The sequence below is a fragment of the Paradevosia shaoguanensis genome, assembly GCF_016801025.1.
GTDB lineage: Bacteria > Pseudomonadota > Alphaproteobacteria > Rhizobiales > Devosiaceae > Paradevosia > Paradevosia shaoguanensis.
This window is the reverse complement of the sequence record NZ_CP068983.1, coordinates 2924694-2939435: the sequence shown is the minus strand read 5'-3', so window position 1 is coordinate 2939435 and position 14742 is coordinate 2924694. Positions and strand designations below refer to the sequence as shown.

Annotated in this window: 14 protein-coding genes; 7 read left to right on the top strand and 7 right to left on the bottom strand. The window is 64.4% G+C overall.

The window, feature by feature from the left end; genetic code table 11:
- Positions 1 to 4: 4 nt before the first annotated feature.
- Positions 5 to 1147: an AAA family ATPase gene (locus JNE37_RS13980; protein ID WP_203063378.1), complete on the top strand. Its 1143-nt coding sequence runs from the start codon at positions 5 to 7 to the stop codon at positions 1145 to 1147.
- A 74-nt stretch (positions 1148 to 1221) separates the two neighbouring features.
- The gene (locus JNE37_RS13975) at positions 1222 to 1404 is read left to right on the top strand and encodes a DUF1059 domain-containing protein (protein WP_035028454.1); all 183 of its coding nucleotides are present in this window, start codon (positions 1222 to 1224) and stop codon (positions 1402 to 1404) included.
- Positions 1405 to 1652: 248 nt separating this feature from the next.
- Here the strand turns inward: JNE37_RS13975 and JNE37_RS13970 are convergent, their stop codons facing one another.
- Genes JNE37_RS13970 through JNE37_RS13960 form a run of 3 tightly spaced genes read right to left on the bottom strand, consistent with a single transcriptional unit; the run spans position 1653 to position 4042 of the window.
- A complete protein-coding gene (locus tag JNE37_RS13970) occupies positions 1653 to 2849 on the bottom strand; it encodes a CCA tRNA nucleotidyltransferase (protein ID WP_203063376.1) in 1197 nt (398 codons plus the stop codon).
- On the bottom strand, positions 2843 to 3472 hold the full coding sequence (locus tag JNE37_RS13965) for a CoA pyrophosphatase (RefSeq protein ID WP_052152325.1): 630 nt from the start codon (positions 3470 to 3472) through the stop codon (positions 2843 to 2845). The genes JNE37_RS13970 and JNE37_RS13965 overlap by 7 nt, the downstream gene beginning before the upstream one ends.
- A 12-nt stretch (positions 3473 to 3484) precedes the next feature.
- Entirely contained in the window at positions 3485 to 4042 is a 558-nt protein-coding gene (locus tag JNE37_RS13960) for a GNAT family N-acetyltransferase (protein WP_081840352.1), read from the bottom strand.
- 277 nt (positions 4043 to 4319) lie between these two features.
- On the opposite strand from JNE37_RS13960, the gene JNE37_RS13955 reads away from it, so the two are divergent.
- The gene (locus JNE37_RS13955) at positions 4320 to 5282 is read left to right on the top strand and encodes a glutathione S-transferase family protein (protein ID WP_203063374.1); all 963 of its coding nucleotides are present in this window, start codon (positions 4320 to 4322) and stop codon (positions 5280 to 5282) included.
- 179 nt (positions 5283 to 5461) lie between these two features.
- Positions 5462 to 6931, top strand: coding sequence for an MDR family MFS transporter (locus tag JNE37_RS13950; RefSeq protein WP_246513276.1), 1470 nt, complete (start codon positions 5462 to 5464; stop codon positions 6929 to 6931).
- Between the two features lie 60 nt (positions 6932 to 6991).
- Here the strand turns inward: JNE37_RS13950 and JNE37_RS13945 are convergent, their stop codons facing one another.
- The gene (locus JNE37_RS13945) at positions 6992 to 7471 is read right to left on the bottom strand and encodes an NUDIX domain-containing protein (protein ID WP_182399623.1); all 480 of its coding nucleotides are present in this window, start codon (positions 7469 to 7471) and stop codon (positions 6992 to 6994) included.
- Between the two features lie 111 nt (positions 7472 to 7582).
- On the opposite strand from JNE37_RS13945, the gene JNE37_RS13940 reads away from it, so the two are divergent.
- The 3 genes from JNE37_RS13940 (at position 7583) to murD (ending at position 11170) form a co-directional block, all read left to right on the top strand.
- Positions 7583 to 8473, top strand: coding sequence for a metallophosphoesterase family protein (locus JNE37_RS13940; protein WP_182399621.1), 891 nt, complete (start codon positions 7583 to 7585; stop codon positions 8471 to 8473).
- A gap of 74 nt (positions 8474 to 8547) precedes the next feature.
- On the top strand, positions 8548 to 9879 hold the full coding sequence (locus tag JNE37_RS13935) for a MurL-like N-terminal domain-containing (RefSeq protein ID WP_203063372.1): 1332 nt from the start codon (positions 8548 to 8550) through the stop codon (positions 9877 to 9879).
- Positions 9869 to 11170 carry a UDP-N-acetylmuramoyl-L-alanine--D-glutamate ligase gene (murD, locus tag JNE37_RS13930; RefSeq protein ID WP_203063370.1) on the top strand — a complete coding sequence of 434 codons (1302 nt, stop codon included), beginning with the start codon at positions 9869 to 9871 and terminating at the stop codon, positions 11168 to 11170. The genes JNE37_RS13935 and murD overlap by 11 nt, the downstream gene beginning before the upstream one ends.
- Here the strand turns inward: murD and JNE37_RS13925 are convergent.
- The 3 genes from JNE37_RS13925 to scpA form a co-directional block, all read right to left on the bottom strand.
- Entirely contained in the window at positions 11167 to 11976 is an 810-nt protein-coding gene (locus JNE37_RS13925; protein ID WP_203063368.1) for a GNAT family N-acetyltransferase, read from the bottom strand. The genes murD and JNE37_RS13925 overlap by 4 nt on opposite strands.
- Positions 11973 to 12398: a methylmalonyl-CoA epimerase gene (mce, locus tag JNE37_RS13920; protein ID WP_203063366.1), complete on the bottom strand. Its 426-nt coding sequence runs from the start codon at positions 12396 to 12398 to the stop codon at positions 11973 to 11975. Before mce ends, JNE37_RS13925 begins: the two co-directional genes overlap by 4 nt.
- 142 nt (positions 12399 to 12540) lie before the next feature.
- Complete coding sequence (gene scpA, locus JNE37_RS13915) at positions 12541 to 14694, bottom strand: methylmalonyl-CoA mutase (RefSeq protein ID WP_203063364.1); 2154 nt, start codon at positions 14692 to 14694, stop codon at positions 12541 to 12543.
- Positions 14695 to 14742: the final 48 nt, after the last annotated feature.

Below are 14742 nucleotides of genomic sequence, written 5' to 3'. Positions count from 1 at the left end.
ACAAATGTCGGTCACCGACATCCACATCGCCGGATACCGCTCGATCCACAAGATCCGCTTTCCGGTCGAAAAGCTGTCGGTGATGGCGGGCGGCAACGGGGTTGGAAAAACCAACCTCTACCGCGCGCTCGAACTCCTCCACGCGGCCGCGCTCGGTACGCTTTCCGAGGAAATAGCGCGCGAGGGCGGCCTGCCCTCGCTGATGTGGGCCGGTGGACGCAAGGTGACGGACGAACCGCGCCTCGTGCTCGAAGCGACGCTCGATGGCGTGCTGCGGGACAATTCCGACCCCGACGGTTTCAGCCCTACCTATCGCATCGAAATCGGCTTTCCCGACAAGATCAGCACCGCGGCTTTCGACGAGGAAGCGCAGGTGAAGCTCGAAACCATCACCATTCGCACGCGCTCACGCAACGTGGTGCTGATGGAGCGCAAGGGACCATCGGTCTGGGCGCGCGACGCCGATGGTGCGCGTGTGCTGGCCGACGACAGCCTGCTCGCTAGCGAGACGGCACTGTCCCGCCTGCGTGGCGGCTATCCCGAGATCGACGCGGTGCGCTACGCGCTTTCCGAATGGCGGTTCTATCACGCCTTTCGCACCGACCCGGCCTCGCCCCTGCGACGCCCCGCCCTCCCGGTAACTTCGCCGATGCTGCACTCGGACGGCAGCAACCTGGCAGCGGTGTTCGCGACGCTGCGGTTCATTCGCGGCGAGACGCGAGACCTCGATGCAGCCGTGGCTGACGCCTTTCCCGGCGCCCGGATCGAGATGGAAATGCCGGGACGCGGCGCCGAGTTCGCGGTGCGCTTTCCCGAATTGCCGAACCGGCCCTTCGCGGCATCCGAGCTTTCGGACGGCACGCTGCATTTCCTGGCCCTGATGGGCGCCCTGCTCGCCTACCGGCTACCGCCCTTCATCGCGCTCAACGAACCCGAGACGAGCCTCCACCCTGATCTGCTGCCGGCGCTGGCACGGGCCATCGCCAAGGCGGCTATGCGGAGCCAGGTGTGGGTCGTGACCCATTCGCGCGAGCTGACCGACGCACTGGCGCAGGAAACCGGCATCCTGGCGCGACAGGTTGTCCGCAAGGAAGGCGGCACCTGGCTGGAAGGGTTGAGCGCACTCGGGATATTCAGCGAGGATTAGCAGGCCGGTCGCGTCATGGAACCGAGACCGGGCTCTGCCGTTTCCCCACATGGGCCACGACCAAGGAGGAAGCGATGAAGCGCTTTGACTGTGGGACTTTGGTTCCCGGCTGCCCCTATCACACCGAAGCGGAAAGCGAAGCCGAGATCGTGCGTCGCGAAATCGAACACCTGCGCACCGCGCATGGTGAAACGGTGATCCGGCCGGAAATGGTTGAGCACATCAAGGAACGGATCGTGGAGGTCGTGCCGCATTAAGCGGGACGGTTGTGGGTGGGTGAACTTCTTCCCGGGAGGGAAGGAGGGATTTGTTGTGCGCGCGTTAGGCCGCACGGGTCCTACCGCCACCGCAGTACTTCCCCGGCCGCAGAGCCGGGCCTACGGATTTCTCCACTCGAGTTGCGTAGTGCAATGGGCCCCCGGGTCTTCGCCCGGGGAAGTTCCGTGGTGGGAGAGTCTGGTGGTGGGGGAGGTTCGTGGCAGGAGGGATCAGCAGGGCGCCTGCCCTAGCCCTCGATCCGCCCGATCAACTCATCCCGGCCCAGCGAAAAGCCGCTATCGATCCAGATGCGCTCCAGCCGGTTGAGTTCGAGCCCCACCGCCCTGCCCGGCGCGAACCCCCGGGCGAGCAGGTCTGCTCCTGAGAGCGGGAATTTGGGGATGGCGAGGGCGTTGAGGCGCTGGAAGTTCTGGGCCACTTCCTCCGCGTTACGCTCGGCGATCGCGGCGGCAACGGGGATGGCGGTTTCGACCTGTTTGGGGAAGCGGTAAGCGGCTTCATTGAGGGCGCCGAGATTGACGAGCCGCGCCGCGCGCAGGACCGCCAGGGCATCGGCGATCATCTCGTTAGAGAGGCGCCAGCGAGCCTGCAGCGCTTCGGCGGTGCCATCGGTGACCAGGAGCGCCAGGCGGCCCCGGCCCGTGGGATACGGCGCGAGATCTTCGTAGGATTCGAGCTGCCTGAGTTGCTCGTCCGTAAAGTAGACGATGCCGGCATCGGCCATGGTGTGCAACGTGCGCGAGACCTTGGAGAGCGCGATGATGCGCGTCATTTCCGAGCCCACGCGTTCGGCCGAGAGGTTGCCAAGCGTATTCGAGGCCTCACGACAGGCATCGAGGCCAGTGGGGTCGAAGCGCTGGTGGCCGTGGCTCGCTGAAAAGCGGAAGAAGCGGAAGACGCGTAGCCGATCCTCGGCGATGCGCTGTTCGGGCGAGCCGATGAACCGGATGCGGGCGGAGAGGCAATCATCGAGCCCGTCGAGCGGATCGAAAAGCGTGCCGTCGGCCTCGCAATAGAGCGCGTTGAGGGTGAAATCGCGACGCTGGGCGTCGCGGGACCAGTCGGTGCCGAAACGGACCACCGCATGGCGACCATCGGTCTCGACATCCTCACGCAGCGTCGTGACTTCGGCGACGAGATCGCTGGCCTTGAGCGTGACCGTGCCGTGCTCGATGCCGGTGGGGTAGGACGCGATGCCAGCCGCGTGGGCGCGCTTGACCACCTGGTCGGGCGACAACTCGGTGGCCAGATCGAAGTCGGTGCTGGTGCGATCGTGCGCCATGAGAGTATCGCGGACGACACCGCCCACGGCGCGCGTACGACCCGCGCCCCCATCGAGGGCCTTGAAGATGCGTTGCAGGGCCGGATTCTGCAGCCAGCCAGCAGTACGCAGCCGCGTTTCGGCCTCCTCGCGACCTACCATTGCGTTTCGCCTGTCAGGGCAAGATCGCGGAACCTGCGGGTGAGATTGGCGGTGATGCCCCAGATGCGATGCCCCTCATGCTCGATCTGGAGCGTCGAGTGCTCCTGCCCGTTCCGGCGCACGCGAAAAGTGCCGTAGGCGACTTCGGAGGCGAGCTTGGCGAGCGGCACCTCGAAGAGAGAATCGACCTCGCTTGGATTGGGCACGAAAAGGCCGGACGGGTGCACCTCGGCCACGACGGGCGTGATGAGGTAGTTGCTGCCGGTATAGTAGTGGGGCATGAAGCCCAGAATGCGGGCGTCCGACGCCAGCATGCCGACTTCCTCGTAGGCTTCGCGAAGGGCCGCCGCGGCGGGACCGGTGTCCGTAGGATCGATCTTGCCGCCCGGAAAGGCCACCTGCCCCGAATGCGAGCGCAGGTCGGCCGAGCGCTCGGTATAGAGCACGGTGAGCCCTTCGGGGCGATGGATGAGCGAGATCAGGACGGCGGCCGCGACGGGCGGACGATCGGGCGGCACGTCAGGCCGCCAGTCGGGAAGGAAGGCAGCGCCCTCCTCCAGAACTTCGGGTTCGTCGAGGAGCCGCTGGCCGATCCGGGCGATACGTTGGTCGTCGGCCAGCACCAGCAGATACTCCTAAGCCTTCTTGCGCGCTCCAAACGCTGCAATCGGGCCCTTGAGTCGCACGGCAAGCGTCGGATCAGCAGAGTGCAGGAGGACGCGCTTGGGATCAACGGGGCCCGGCCATTGCACATTGCCCTCGGGCATCTGCACGTAGCCAAGCGGCCCGTAATAGTCGAAATCGCCCACGAGGATCACGAAGCTCCCCTCGCCGCGCTCAAGCGCGATCCGGCTCACTTCGCGCGCCAGCAGCTTGCCGGCGCCGCGTTTGCGGAAATTGGGGTGGGTGGCCAGCGGCCCGAGCATGTAGCCGTCGATGCCGCCGATGCTGATGGGGGTCATCCAGACCGAGCCGCACGGCGAGCCATCGACTTCGGCGATGAGGCTGAGCGTCGGATCGATCGGGAACCGCTCGCGGACGCGGAAAGCCGTACGCGCAAACCGGCCGGGGCCGAAGGCAATGGCCTGCAGCTCTTCGACGAAGGCATCGTCGGCGGAAGTGGCAAAACGGACAAGGGGCGAGCCGAGCGGAACGGACGCAGCCTCAAGGGCGGAAAGCGACGGAGCAATCATGATGACGGGTCCTGGAACACAATAAGGACTATCGCGGCTGCTCGACGCAGCCACCTGCTGACCTGCTAGGGTCGTCGTGTCACCTGAAGAACCTTCTCCATCCTAGACGCCTCCTGACGCCTGAAATTCGCATTAGCACCATGATTGGCCTCGCGCAAACGAAAGTCGGGACCAAGCCCAAGTTTTTCAAGACAGTGTGTCGTCTAATTTGCACCTAGTAACCCAGCATCCAAATACGGACTTAGGATGACGAAAAGCGAACAGAAAGGGACCGATCTTGGGACTTTTGATTGACGGACAATGGTCCACGCAGTGGTACGATACCAAGAAGACCGGCGGCACCTTCGAGCGTGCAGCCGCCAGCTTCCGCAACTGGGTGACCCCCGATGGCAGCGCCGGCCCGACCGGCACAGGCGGCTTCAAGGCCGAGGCAGGGCGTTACCACCTCTATGTGTCGCTCGCCTGTCCCTGGGCGCACCGCACCCTCATCTACCGCAAGCTCAAGGGCCTCGAAGACCTGATCACGGTCTCGATCGTCTCGCCCAAGATGCCGGACGAAACCGGCTGGGCCTTTACCGGTGAAATGGGCTCGACCGCCGACACCATCAACGGCGCGGACTATCTTTGGCAGGTCTACGCCAAGGCCATGCCCGACTATACCGGCCGCGTGACCGTGCCGGTACTCTGGGACAAGAAGACCGGCACGATCGTCAACAACGAGAGCTCGGAAATCATCCGCATGTTCAACTCGGCCTTCGACGGGCTGACCGGGAACACGCTCGACTACTACCCCGAGCCGCTGCGCGAGCGGATCGACGAGATCAATGCCCGCGTCTATGCCGAGATCAACAACGGCGTCTACCGCGCCGGCTTCGCCACGCGCCAGGACGCCTATGAAAGCGCCGTGCGCAAGCTCTTCGATGCGCTCGACTGGGTTGAAGGCCTGCTCGGCGAACACCGATACCTCGCCGGCGACGTGGTGACCGAGGCCGACTGGCGCCTGCTGACGACGCTGCTGCGGTTCGACGCGGTCTATGTCGGGCACTTCAAGTGCAACATCCAGCGGATCGCCGATTATCCCAACATTACGCGGCTGCTGCGCGAACTCTATCGCGTGCCGGGCGTCGCCGAGACGGTCAACATGGACCATATCAAGACGCATTATTACTGGAGCCACGTGACCATCAACCCGACGCGCATCGTGCCGGTCGGGCCGGAACTGGACTTCATGAAGGGCTGATGCGCCCTGCCCCAGTCGCTCGCTGCGACCATTTGCGGCCGCAGCGGGTTTCTTTCCGACTTGGGGTTGACACAATGGCTCGATATAGCGCATACGGCGCGCCCCGCTGACGAACCCGGTCGCGGGCCTCCCTTTCATTTACGCCCTTTCGAGCCGACATCATGACACACGACAGCCCTATGACTGCCGCATCGCCGGCAGAGCAACCTATTGACGATGCCACGGAGCGACGCAATCGCCTCGTGATCTCCCTTCTGCTCGTCTCAGCCTTCGTCGTGATCCTCAACGAGACGATCATGGGCGTGGCGCTACCCCACCTGATGTCCGACCTGGGCATCACGGCAAGTGCTGCGCAATGGCTGACGACCGCCTTCATGCTCACCATGGCCGTGGTCATCCCGATCACCGGCTTCATGCTGCAACGCTTCACCACCCGCGCGGTGTTCATGTTCGCCATGACCATGTTCAGCGCCGGTACCTTCATCGCCGCCATCTCGCCGGGCTTCCCGGTGCTGCTGCTCGCCCGCGTGGTGCAGGCGGTCGGCACGGCCACGATGATGCCCCTGCTCATGACCACGGTCATGAACCTGGTGCCGCCCGCTTCGCGCGGCCGCACCATGGGCAATATCTCGATCGTGATCTCGGTGGCCCCCGCCATCGGTCCCACGATCTCGGGGATCATCCTCAACGTTCTGGACTGGCGCTGGATGTTCTGGCTGGTCCTGCCGATCGCCCTTGCCTCGCTCGCGCTTGGCATGGCGCGCATCAAGAACGTCACGACGCCCCGTCCGGCGCCGTTCGACGTGCCTTCGGTGATCCTGTCGGTCTTCGGCTTCGGCGGACTGGTCTATGGCCTTTCCAGCCTGGGTGAAGCCGCCAACCATCCGGGCCCCGTGCCGGGCTGGCTGCCGATCGTCGTGGGCGTGGTGGCCCTGGCGCTCTTCATCTGGCGCCAGCTCTCGCTCCAGCGCGAGGACAAGGCCCTGCTCGACCTGCGCACCTTCCTCGCCCCGATCTTCACGGTTTCGGTGGTGATGATGGCGATCAGCACGATGGCGCTATTCGGCACCATCATCCTGCTGCCGATCTACGTGCAGAACGTGCTGGGCCTGGATGCCCTCCAGACCGGCCTGCTGCTCCTACCGGGTGGCCTCATCATGGGCCTCATCGCGCCCTTCGTCGGCCGTCTCTATGACCGGCACGGGCCGGGTCCGCTCATCATCCCGGGCTCGATCATCGTGAGCGCGGTACTCTGGGCGATGACGCTCCTCGACCAGCACACCTCGCAATACTGGCTGCTGGCCGCCCACGTGACGCTGAGCATCGGCCTGGCGCTGATGTTCACGCCGCTCTTCACCGCCAGCCTCGGATCGCTGCCGCGCAAGCTCTATTCGCACGGCAGCGCGGTTATCGGCACGGCCCAGCAGCTGGCAGGTGCGGCCGGCACAGCGCTTTTCGTGGCGCTGATGTCGATGACTGCAGGTCAACTGGCCCAGGGTGGCGTCGACCCGGTCGCCGCCACTGCCGACGGCATCCACACGGCATTCGTGTGGGGCGCGGTGATCTCGATGTTCGCCATCGTGGCGGCGTTCTTCGTGCGCAAGCCGGCGGACGACGAGATGCCTGAAGGCGCCGTCGTCACCCACTGACAAGCTTCCGCCTTCCCGGTCCTGCCGGGGAGGCGTTTTTCCAGGCGCTCGACCCGAGCGCTACACGACACCCCATACGCCGCTACGCGGCTCGCCACCGAACACTTCGGCCACCCGTTGCGTTGTAGCAGGCGAGAGCCCATCGGGCAGCGCATCGAGGGGGAACCAGCCGGCTTCGGCGATCTCGAAACTCCTGCGGAATTCCACGGCCTGCTCGAATTGCCGACAGAGGAAGAGCGCCACGTGATCGCGGTTCGTGACCGAACTCACATTGTGGTAGATGCCGAAGAGTTCGAGCGGGCCGGTGACCTTGAGCCCGCCTTCCTCGAACACCTCGCGGGCAGCGCTTTCCTCGGCGCTCTCGCCCGGTTCGACGCCTCCGCCAGGGAGCTGCCAGCCGGGCATATAGGTATGGCGGATCAAGAAGATTTTATTGTCGTCGATGAGCATGACGCGAACGCCGAACGTCATGCGGCGCTTGAGGCCTACGGCGAAGAGAAATACACGCGATCTGAGGCGCTGCCATCGAGTGAGTCGCATGCCCGAACTCCAGTTTGAGTCTCTCAATAGCAGGGTCGGTGCAACGGCTGAATTGCAGCCAGTCCAAAATAGACGTTTTCTTGGGCCGTGCCGCATGGCATTAGGCGCGCGATGACAACGCTGGCCCATATCTCGGACATCCACCTGGCGCCCCTGCCGCCCGTCCGCTTTCAGGATCTGCTTTCCAAGCGCATCACCGGCTTCCTCAACTGGAAACTCAAGCGCAACCGGACGCTGGATGGCGACGGGTTGAGCAATCTCATCCGCCACATGCGCAGCCAGGCGCCCGATATTGTGGCCGTGACCGGCGACCTGACAAACCTGGCGCTCGATGCCGAGATCAACACCGCCGCCAACTGGCTGCAGACCGTGGGCACGCCCGAAGAGGTTTGCGTCTGCCCGGGCAACCATGATGCCTATGTGCGCGGTGCGCTCGAAAAGGCGCGCGAGCGTTGGGACGGCTACATTGCCGGCGAGACGGTCGACAAGTCGCCCTTCCCTTATGTTCGTCGGGTGGGCGATGTGGCCGTGATTGCCTGTTCGAGCGCCATCACCACCCCGCCCTTCTTTGCGGCCGGCAAGTTCGATGAAGCGCAGGCCGGGCGGCTGGCCCGGTGTCTCGATGTGCTTGGCGAGGCCGGCTATTTCCGCATGGTGATGATCCACCACCCGCCCAATGTGGAGGACCGGAACTTTAGGCTCGGCCTCTGGGGTGCACAGCTTTTCCGCGACGTCGTGGCCAAGCATGGCGCCGAGGTCATCCTCCATGGCCACACCCACAAATCGACGATCCACTCGATCCCCGGCCCCACCATCGACGTGCCGGTGATCGGAGTGGCGGCTGCCGGTGCTGCGCAGGGTGGAAGCCATGACGACCCGGCGCGATACAACCTGTTCCGTGTCGAAAAGTCGGGAAACGGCTGGTCGTGCCTGATGCGCGAATACGGCTTCCAGCGGCTGGGCAGCGAGATCGTGATGCGCTTGCAGATGCGGGTCTACTAGGCCATCGCCCACCCAGTTCCCAAAGCAGCAAGGAACACCTATCTCTAGTGGACGTGATTCACCGACAAGGTCCCATGCCCGCAACGACCTTCTTCATCGACAAGCCTGTCTACGACGCAGCAAAGGGGCTTGTTCGCTTCGACTACGGGCTGAACGACCGCCGCTTCTGCGAAACCCTGGAATTGCCGCCTGGCGCCGATGCGCGGGCGGCTGAGACCGAGACCTTCGGCAAGCTGCTGGGTCTCGCAGCGATCGTGATGGGCGTGAGCTATTTCAAGCTGCTGGCCCCACTCAAGATCGCTGCGCCCGATATCGCGTTGACGACCGAAGAGCGCGCTTTCGTCATCGACGTCTACGAGAACGGGCTGGGCGAATTCTATGCCCGCAACAACCTCCAGCGCTTCGGCAAGCTGTCGCTCGAGGCGCCAGAGGACAACCACCGCCCTGCCCGCTTCGACCTGCCGGATCGTGCGCTGGTGCCGATCGGCGGCGGCAAGGATTCGCTGGTAAGCGTCGAGCTGCTGCAGGCGGCCGATGTCGCCTTTACCCCATTCGCGGTCAACCCCAAGGGGCCGATCCTCTCCTCGGTCGACAAGATCGGCATTCCGCCGATCTATGTGACGCGCACGCTCGACAAGGAAATGATCCGGCTCTCCAAGGAGCCGGGCTTTTACAATGGCCACGTGCCCTCGACGGCCATCAATTCGATGATCGCCGCGCTTTGCGCCGTGCTCTACGGCTACAACCGCATCGTGCTCTCCAACGAGCGCTCGGCGAGCGAGGGCAATGTGACCTTCGATGGCCGCGAGGCCAATCACCAGCACTCCAAATCCATCCAGTTCGAAGAGATTCTGGCCTCGGTGCTGGCGAACGCGACGGGTGGCTCGCTGCAGTATTTCTCGATCCTGCGGCCCTATTCGGAGGCCCGGATCGCTTCGCTGTTCGCGCGTGAGACCAAGTACGACCACGTGTTTTCAAGCTGCAATCGCAATTTCCGGCTGGCGGGACACGATGGCCCGCTCTGGTGCGGGGAATGCCCGAAATGCCATTTCGTCTTCCTGATCTTCGCGCCAGTGATGAGCAAGGAGCGGCTGGTCGGCATTTTCGGCCAGGATCTGCTGGCTCAGCCCGAGCACGAGCATTCCTTCCGTGAGCTCACGGGTCTCGCCGGGCAGAAGCCCTGGGAATGCGTTGGCGAAATCCTCGAGGCAGCGGCCTGCCTCTATGAATTGACCAAGCGTTCGGAATGGGCGGACGAGCCCATCGTGCAATTGCTCAAGCCGGACCTGTTGACACAATACGGCGAAGGCAAACTTGAATTTGCTTTGGCTGAGCTGATGGCCGACAGTAGCGAACATCACATACCCCAAAGTCTTGCCGCGAGGATTTCGCCCCATGCACTTTGATGCGCCCGTGCTGCTCTATGGAGCGGGCAGAGAAGCCCGCTCGACGCGCGACTTCATCCGCACCCATTCTCCCGGAACGAAGGTCTACGTGACGGTGGACAGCGGCGACGTGGACATCGAGGATGTCGAGATCATCGCCCCGTCCGACCTGCAGGACGCGATCGCCGCGCGCCGTTTCGGCACCATCGTCAAGAGCCCGGGTGTCTCGCGCTACCGCCCCATCTTCGCCATCGCGCGCGAGGCAGGGATCGCGGTGACTTCCAACCTCAACCTCTGGGGCGAGGAATACCGGAGCAAGGTCAAGGTGGTCGCCATTTCGGGCACCAAGGGCAAATCGACCACGGCAACGCTGACCTGGCTGATGCTGACCAATTCGGGTGTCGATGCGGGCCTGGGCGGCAATGTGGGCGTGGCGCCGCTCGACGTGGCGGACAAGTACAAGACCGTGGTTTTCGAGCTTTCGTCCTACCAGACGGCGGACATGGCTTTTACGCCCGATATCGCCGCCATAACCAACCTTTCGCCCGAACACACCGACTGGCACCGCGATGTCGAGCATTACTACGCTGACAAGCTCAACCTCATCGACCGCGACAAGGATTTTCCGGTGGCGCTGGGTGTCGGGGCCAAGGACAACAAGCTGGTGCTCGAGGCGCTGCGTAATCCGGCACGCCTCGTGCCGGCGCTCGATCGCGAGAGCGATCAGGCCATCGTGGACGCAGTGAGCATTTCGCGCCTCAAGGGGGCGCACAATCTCGACAATGCCCGGCTCGCCGCGCAGATCGCACTGGCGGCGGGAGGCACGCTCGAGGGCGTGCTCAAGGGCATTGCCGAGTTCAAGCCGCTGCCCCATCGGCTCGAAGAGCACATCGTGGGCGGCATGCTGTTCGTCAACGACTCGATCTCGACGACGCCGGAAGCCACCAAGGCGGCGCTCGCGGCCTTCCCGGGCATGCGCATCGCGCTCATCGCCGGCGGCCACGAACGCAACCAGGACTATACGGAACTCGCGACGCTTCTCGCCCCGCGTGGGGTGACGGTGCTGGTGTGCCTGCCGGTAACAGGCGATCGGCTGGCGACGGCAACCTATGCTACCGCTCCGCAGATCGAGGTGCTGGAAGCGGAAAACCTCGAAACGGCGATGCAGGCGCTGTCCCATCGCCGCAACCGGTTCGATGCGGTGATCCTTTCGCCAGGTGCGCCGAGCTACAACCAGTTCAAGAATTTCGAGGAACGCGGGAATACGTTCATCGCGCTGGCCGAAAAGCTCTTCGGGGAAAAGGTGGCCTAAGCCTCCGGCCACCACTCGAAGATGCCGATGCGGCAATATTCACGGAAACCCAGCCGCTCATAGACCGGGCGGCCCATGGTCGATGCGCCCAGCACGGCGGCCTTGTAGCCGTCATCGGCCGCCTGCTTGAGCGGCACGACCGTCATGGCCGCCCCGATGCCGCGGCGGCGGTAATCGGGATCGGTATAGACGAAATAGAGACCGGCGACGCCCGCGCCATAGAGCATGGTCGCGGTCGAGACCGGCTTTCCCTCGAAGGTGCCGAGAAAATGGTGCCATTCGGGGTGATCTAGGCCGAGGCGGGCATACATATCGCCCACCCAGCGCGCCTCCACCGGCCCCTCGCCGAACCCACCGCCCAGGACATGCACCCAGGAATCAAGCTCGGCCCGCGTTTCGACGCGCTGGATGGCAAAGCCATCCGGCACGCGCACGGCCTCGGGTACGATGGAGAGGTCGGCGGCCATGCCGTAATCGTCGCCGGCATAGGTAAAGCCGGCACGGTCGAGGCGCTTTTCGAGATCGCGCGGCAGCATGGAGGGACCAACATGCCAGGCGCCGGGCACCTTTCGGCGCTTTAGGGCTTCCAGCGAAGCCGCGATACCCGCATCGGCATTCGCCTTGGCGAGACGGGCGCCATAGATGGCATTGTGATAGTCGATGGGCGAGCCCCCGATGACCCAATCGAGGTCGTCGTGCCGCTCCTCCCCGCCGCCGGCCCGGCCCAGATCGAGCAGGAATTTTGCACCATTGGCCTCGATCGCCTCGGCAAGCGCGGCATGGCCCAGATTGGTCAGCACGCTCATGCGGGCTGCATCTCAGGCTTGACCTCTTCGAGCTCGATGAGGGTGCCGTCGAAATCCTTGGGATGGAGAAACAGAACCGGCAGGCCATGCGCGCCGACCTTCGGCTTGCCGTCGCCAAGAATGCGCGCGCCGCTCGCCACCAGCCTGGCGGCGGCATCGGCGAGATCATTGACCTCGAAACACATGTGATGAATGCCGCCCTCCGGATGCCGGGCAAGAAAGCCGGTGATGGGCGAGTTTTCACCAAGCGGATGAAGCAGCTCGATCTTGGTGTTTTCGAGTTGAACGAACACGACGGTCACCCCGTGGTCGGGCAAGGCCTGAGGCTCTGACACCTCTGCGCCCAGAGTGAGGTGATACCGCTCGGTTGCCTTTTCAAGGTTCGGAACGGCGATGGCAACGTGGTTGAGGCGACCGATCATGGGGTGGGTACGGGGTTGGCTTTCCCCCTCCCTGGCCCTCCCCACACGGGGGAGGGTGAGTGCCTTTGGCAGAATCGAGCAACAAGCTCCACCTTCCCTTTTGCGGGGAGGGTCAGGGAGGGGGTGAACAACGGGCGACTGTTCATCGGTTCGACAGCCTCCCTACGATCTGGTTCAGTACCGAGTTCGCGGCATCGAGCACGTTCGTGCCCGGCCCGAAAATCTCGGCGACACCGGCGTCACGAAGAAACGCATAATCCTGTTCGGGGATGACACCGCCGACGACGACCGTGACCTCGCCGAGGCCGCGAGAGGAGAGCTCGGCGATCAACTCCGGCACCAGCGTTTTGTGCCCGGCTGCCAGCGAGGACACCCCCACGGCGTCGACCTTGAGGCCGGCCACATGGTCGGCAACCTCGGGAGCCGTTTCGAATAGCGAGCCGAGGTGGACATCGAAGCCAAGATCCGCGAAAGCGGTGGCGATGACCTTGGCTCCACGGTCGTGACCGTCCTGCCCCATCTTGGCGATGAAGATTGACGGGGGACGGTTGTTGGCGGCTTTGAACGCTGCGATGCGATCCCGCATCGCAGCGTATTCCGGATCGCCGTCATAGCCGTTGGCATAGACGCCGGAGATGACGCGGGTGATAGCCTGGTGGCGGCCGAAGGCGTCTTCCAGGGCTTGCGAAATCTCCCCCAACGTGGCGCGAGCGCGTGCGGCGTCGATGGCGGCAGCGAGAAGGTTGCCGTCGGAGCGCCCCACGGCACGCAGAGCTTCGAGGCTTGCCAGTGTACGGGCTTCGTCGCGGGTGCGGCGCAACTCGTTGAGGCGCACGATCTGCTCCTCGCGAACCTTGCGGTTGTCGATCTCGCGGACTTCGACCGCAGCCTCGTCCTCGACCCGGAAACGGTTGACGCCGACGATGACGTCCTCTCCGCGGTCGACGCGGGCCTGCCGCAAAGCAGCGGCCTTTTCGATTTCGAGCTTGGGGCCGCCCGCCTGCACGGCGTGCGTCATGCCGCCCTCCTCCTCGATCTCGGCGATGAGGGCGCCGGCGTGGGAGACGAGATCGGCGGTCAGGGCCTCGATGTAGTAGGAACCGCCGAGCGGATCGACCACGTCGGTGACGCGGCTTTCGTTCTGGAGGATCAACTGGGTGTTACGCGCGATGCGCGAGGAGAACTCGGTGGGCAGCGCGATGGCTTCGTCGAACGAGTTGGTGTGTAGCGATTGGGTGCCGCCGAGAACGGCCGCCAGCGCCTCGATGGTGGTGCGCACGATGTTGTTGTGCGGGTCCTGCTCGGTGAGGCTGACGCCCGAAGTCTGGCAATGGGTGCGCAGCATTTTCGAGCGCGGGTCCTTCGCGCCGAAATCGGTCATGATGTGCGACCAGAGGGTGCGCGCGGCCCGCAGCTTGGCGACTTCGAGGAAGAAGTTCATGCCGATGCCGAAGAAGAAGCTGAGGCGTCCGGCGAAGGCATCGATATCGAGGCCGCGGGCCATGGCTGCGCGGACGTAATCCATGCCGTCGGCCAGCGTATAGGCCAGCTCCTGTACCGCCGTCGCCCCGGCCTCGTGCATGTGGTAGCCCGAGATCGAGATCGAGTTGAATTTCGGCATGTGGGCGGAGGTGTAGGCGATGATGTCGCCCACGATCCGCATGCTCGGCTCGGGCGGATAGATATAGGTGTTTCGGACCATGAACTCCTTGAGGATGTCGTTCTGAATGGTGCCGTCTAGCTGATCGGGCCGCACGCCCTGCTCCTCGGCGGCAACGATGAACATGGCGAGCACGGGAATCACCGCGCCGTTCATGGTCATGGACACCGACATCTGGTCGAGCGGAATGCCGTCGAAAAGAAGCTTCATGTCCTCGACGGAATCGATGGCGACGCCCGCCTTGCCGACATCGCCGACGACGCGAGGGTGGTCGGAATCGTAGCCGCGATGGGTGGCGAGATCGAAGGCGACCGAGAGGCCCTTCTGGCCCTTTTCGAGAGCCTGGCGGTAGAAGGCGTTGGACTCCCGCGCCGTGGAGAAGCCGGCATATTGGCGGATGGTCCACGGGCGGTTGGCATACATGGTGGCGCGGACGCCACGGGTGTACGGGGCCGCACCGGGCATGGCGGCCGGGGCCCAGGCGGGGACGTCTTCCGGGAAATAGGCCGGGCGGATGGGAAGGTCGCCGTAGTCGCGGTTGAGCGCCGTGACGGGCGTGTCGCGCAGTTCGCGCTGGGCGAGGGTCGACCAGGCCTCGAAGGTGGCGGGGGTGATGGTGGGGCGGTCAGAGGACATGGCCTGCCTCCGGGCGCGATTGCGATGGCAGGTCACCTCCCCCCTTGC

What these genes read in the sequence shown, in the direction of transcription:
- JNE37_RS13950 (WP_246513276.1), top strand. Translation starts at nt 5,462, where the DNA reads ATGACTGCCGCATCGCCGGCAGAGCAACCTATTGACGATGCCACGGAG.
- JNE37_RS13980 (WP_203063378.1), top strand. Translation starts at nt 5, where the DNA reads ATGTCGGTCACCGACATCCACATCGCCGGATACCGCTCGATCCACAAG.
- JNE37_RS13940 (WP_182399621.1), top strand. Translation starts at nt 7,583, where the DNA reads ATGACAACGCTGGCCCATATCTCGGACATCCACCTGGCGCCCCTGCCG.
- mce (WP_203063366.1), bottom strand. Translation starts at nt 12,398, where the DNA reads ATGATCGGTCGCCTCAACCACGTTGCCATCGCCGTTCCGAACCTTGAA.
- JNE37_RS13960 (WP_081840352.1), bottom strand. Translation starts at nt 4,042, where the DNA reads ATGATTGCTCCGTCGCTTTCCGCCCTTGAGGCTGCGTCCGTTCCGCTC.
- JNE37_RS13925 (WP_203063368.1), bottom strand. Translation starts at nt 11,976, where the DNA reads ATGAGCGTGCTGACCAATCTGGGCCATGCCGCGCTTGCCGAGGCGATC.
- scpA (WP_203063364.1), bottom strand. Translation starts at nt 14,694, where the DNA reads ATGTCCTCTGACCGCCCCACCATCACCCCCGCCACCTTCGAGGCCTGG.
- JNE37_RS13935 (WP_203063372.1), top strand. Translation starts at nt 8,548, where the DNA reads ATGCCCGCAACGACCTTCTTCATCGACAAGCCTGTCTACGACGCAGCA.
- JNE37_RS13945 (WP_182399623.1), bottom strand. Translation starts at nt 7,471, where the DNA reads ATGCGACTCACTCGATGGCAGCGCCTCAGATCGCGTGTATTTCTCTTC.
- murD (WP_203063370.1), top strand. Translation starts at nt 9,869, where the DNA reads ATGCACTTTGATGCGCCCGTGCTGCTCTATGGAGCGGGCAGAGAAGCC.
- JNE37_RS13975 (WP_035028454.1), top strand. Translation starts at nt 1,222, where the DNA reads ATGAAGCGCTTTGACTGTGGGACTTTGGTTCCCGGCTGCCCCTATCAC.
- JNE37_RS13970 (WP_203063376.1), bottom strand. Translation starts at nt 2,849, where the DNA reads ATGGTAGGTCGCGAGGAGGCCGAAACGCGGCTGCGTACTGCTGGCTGG.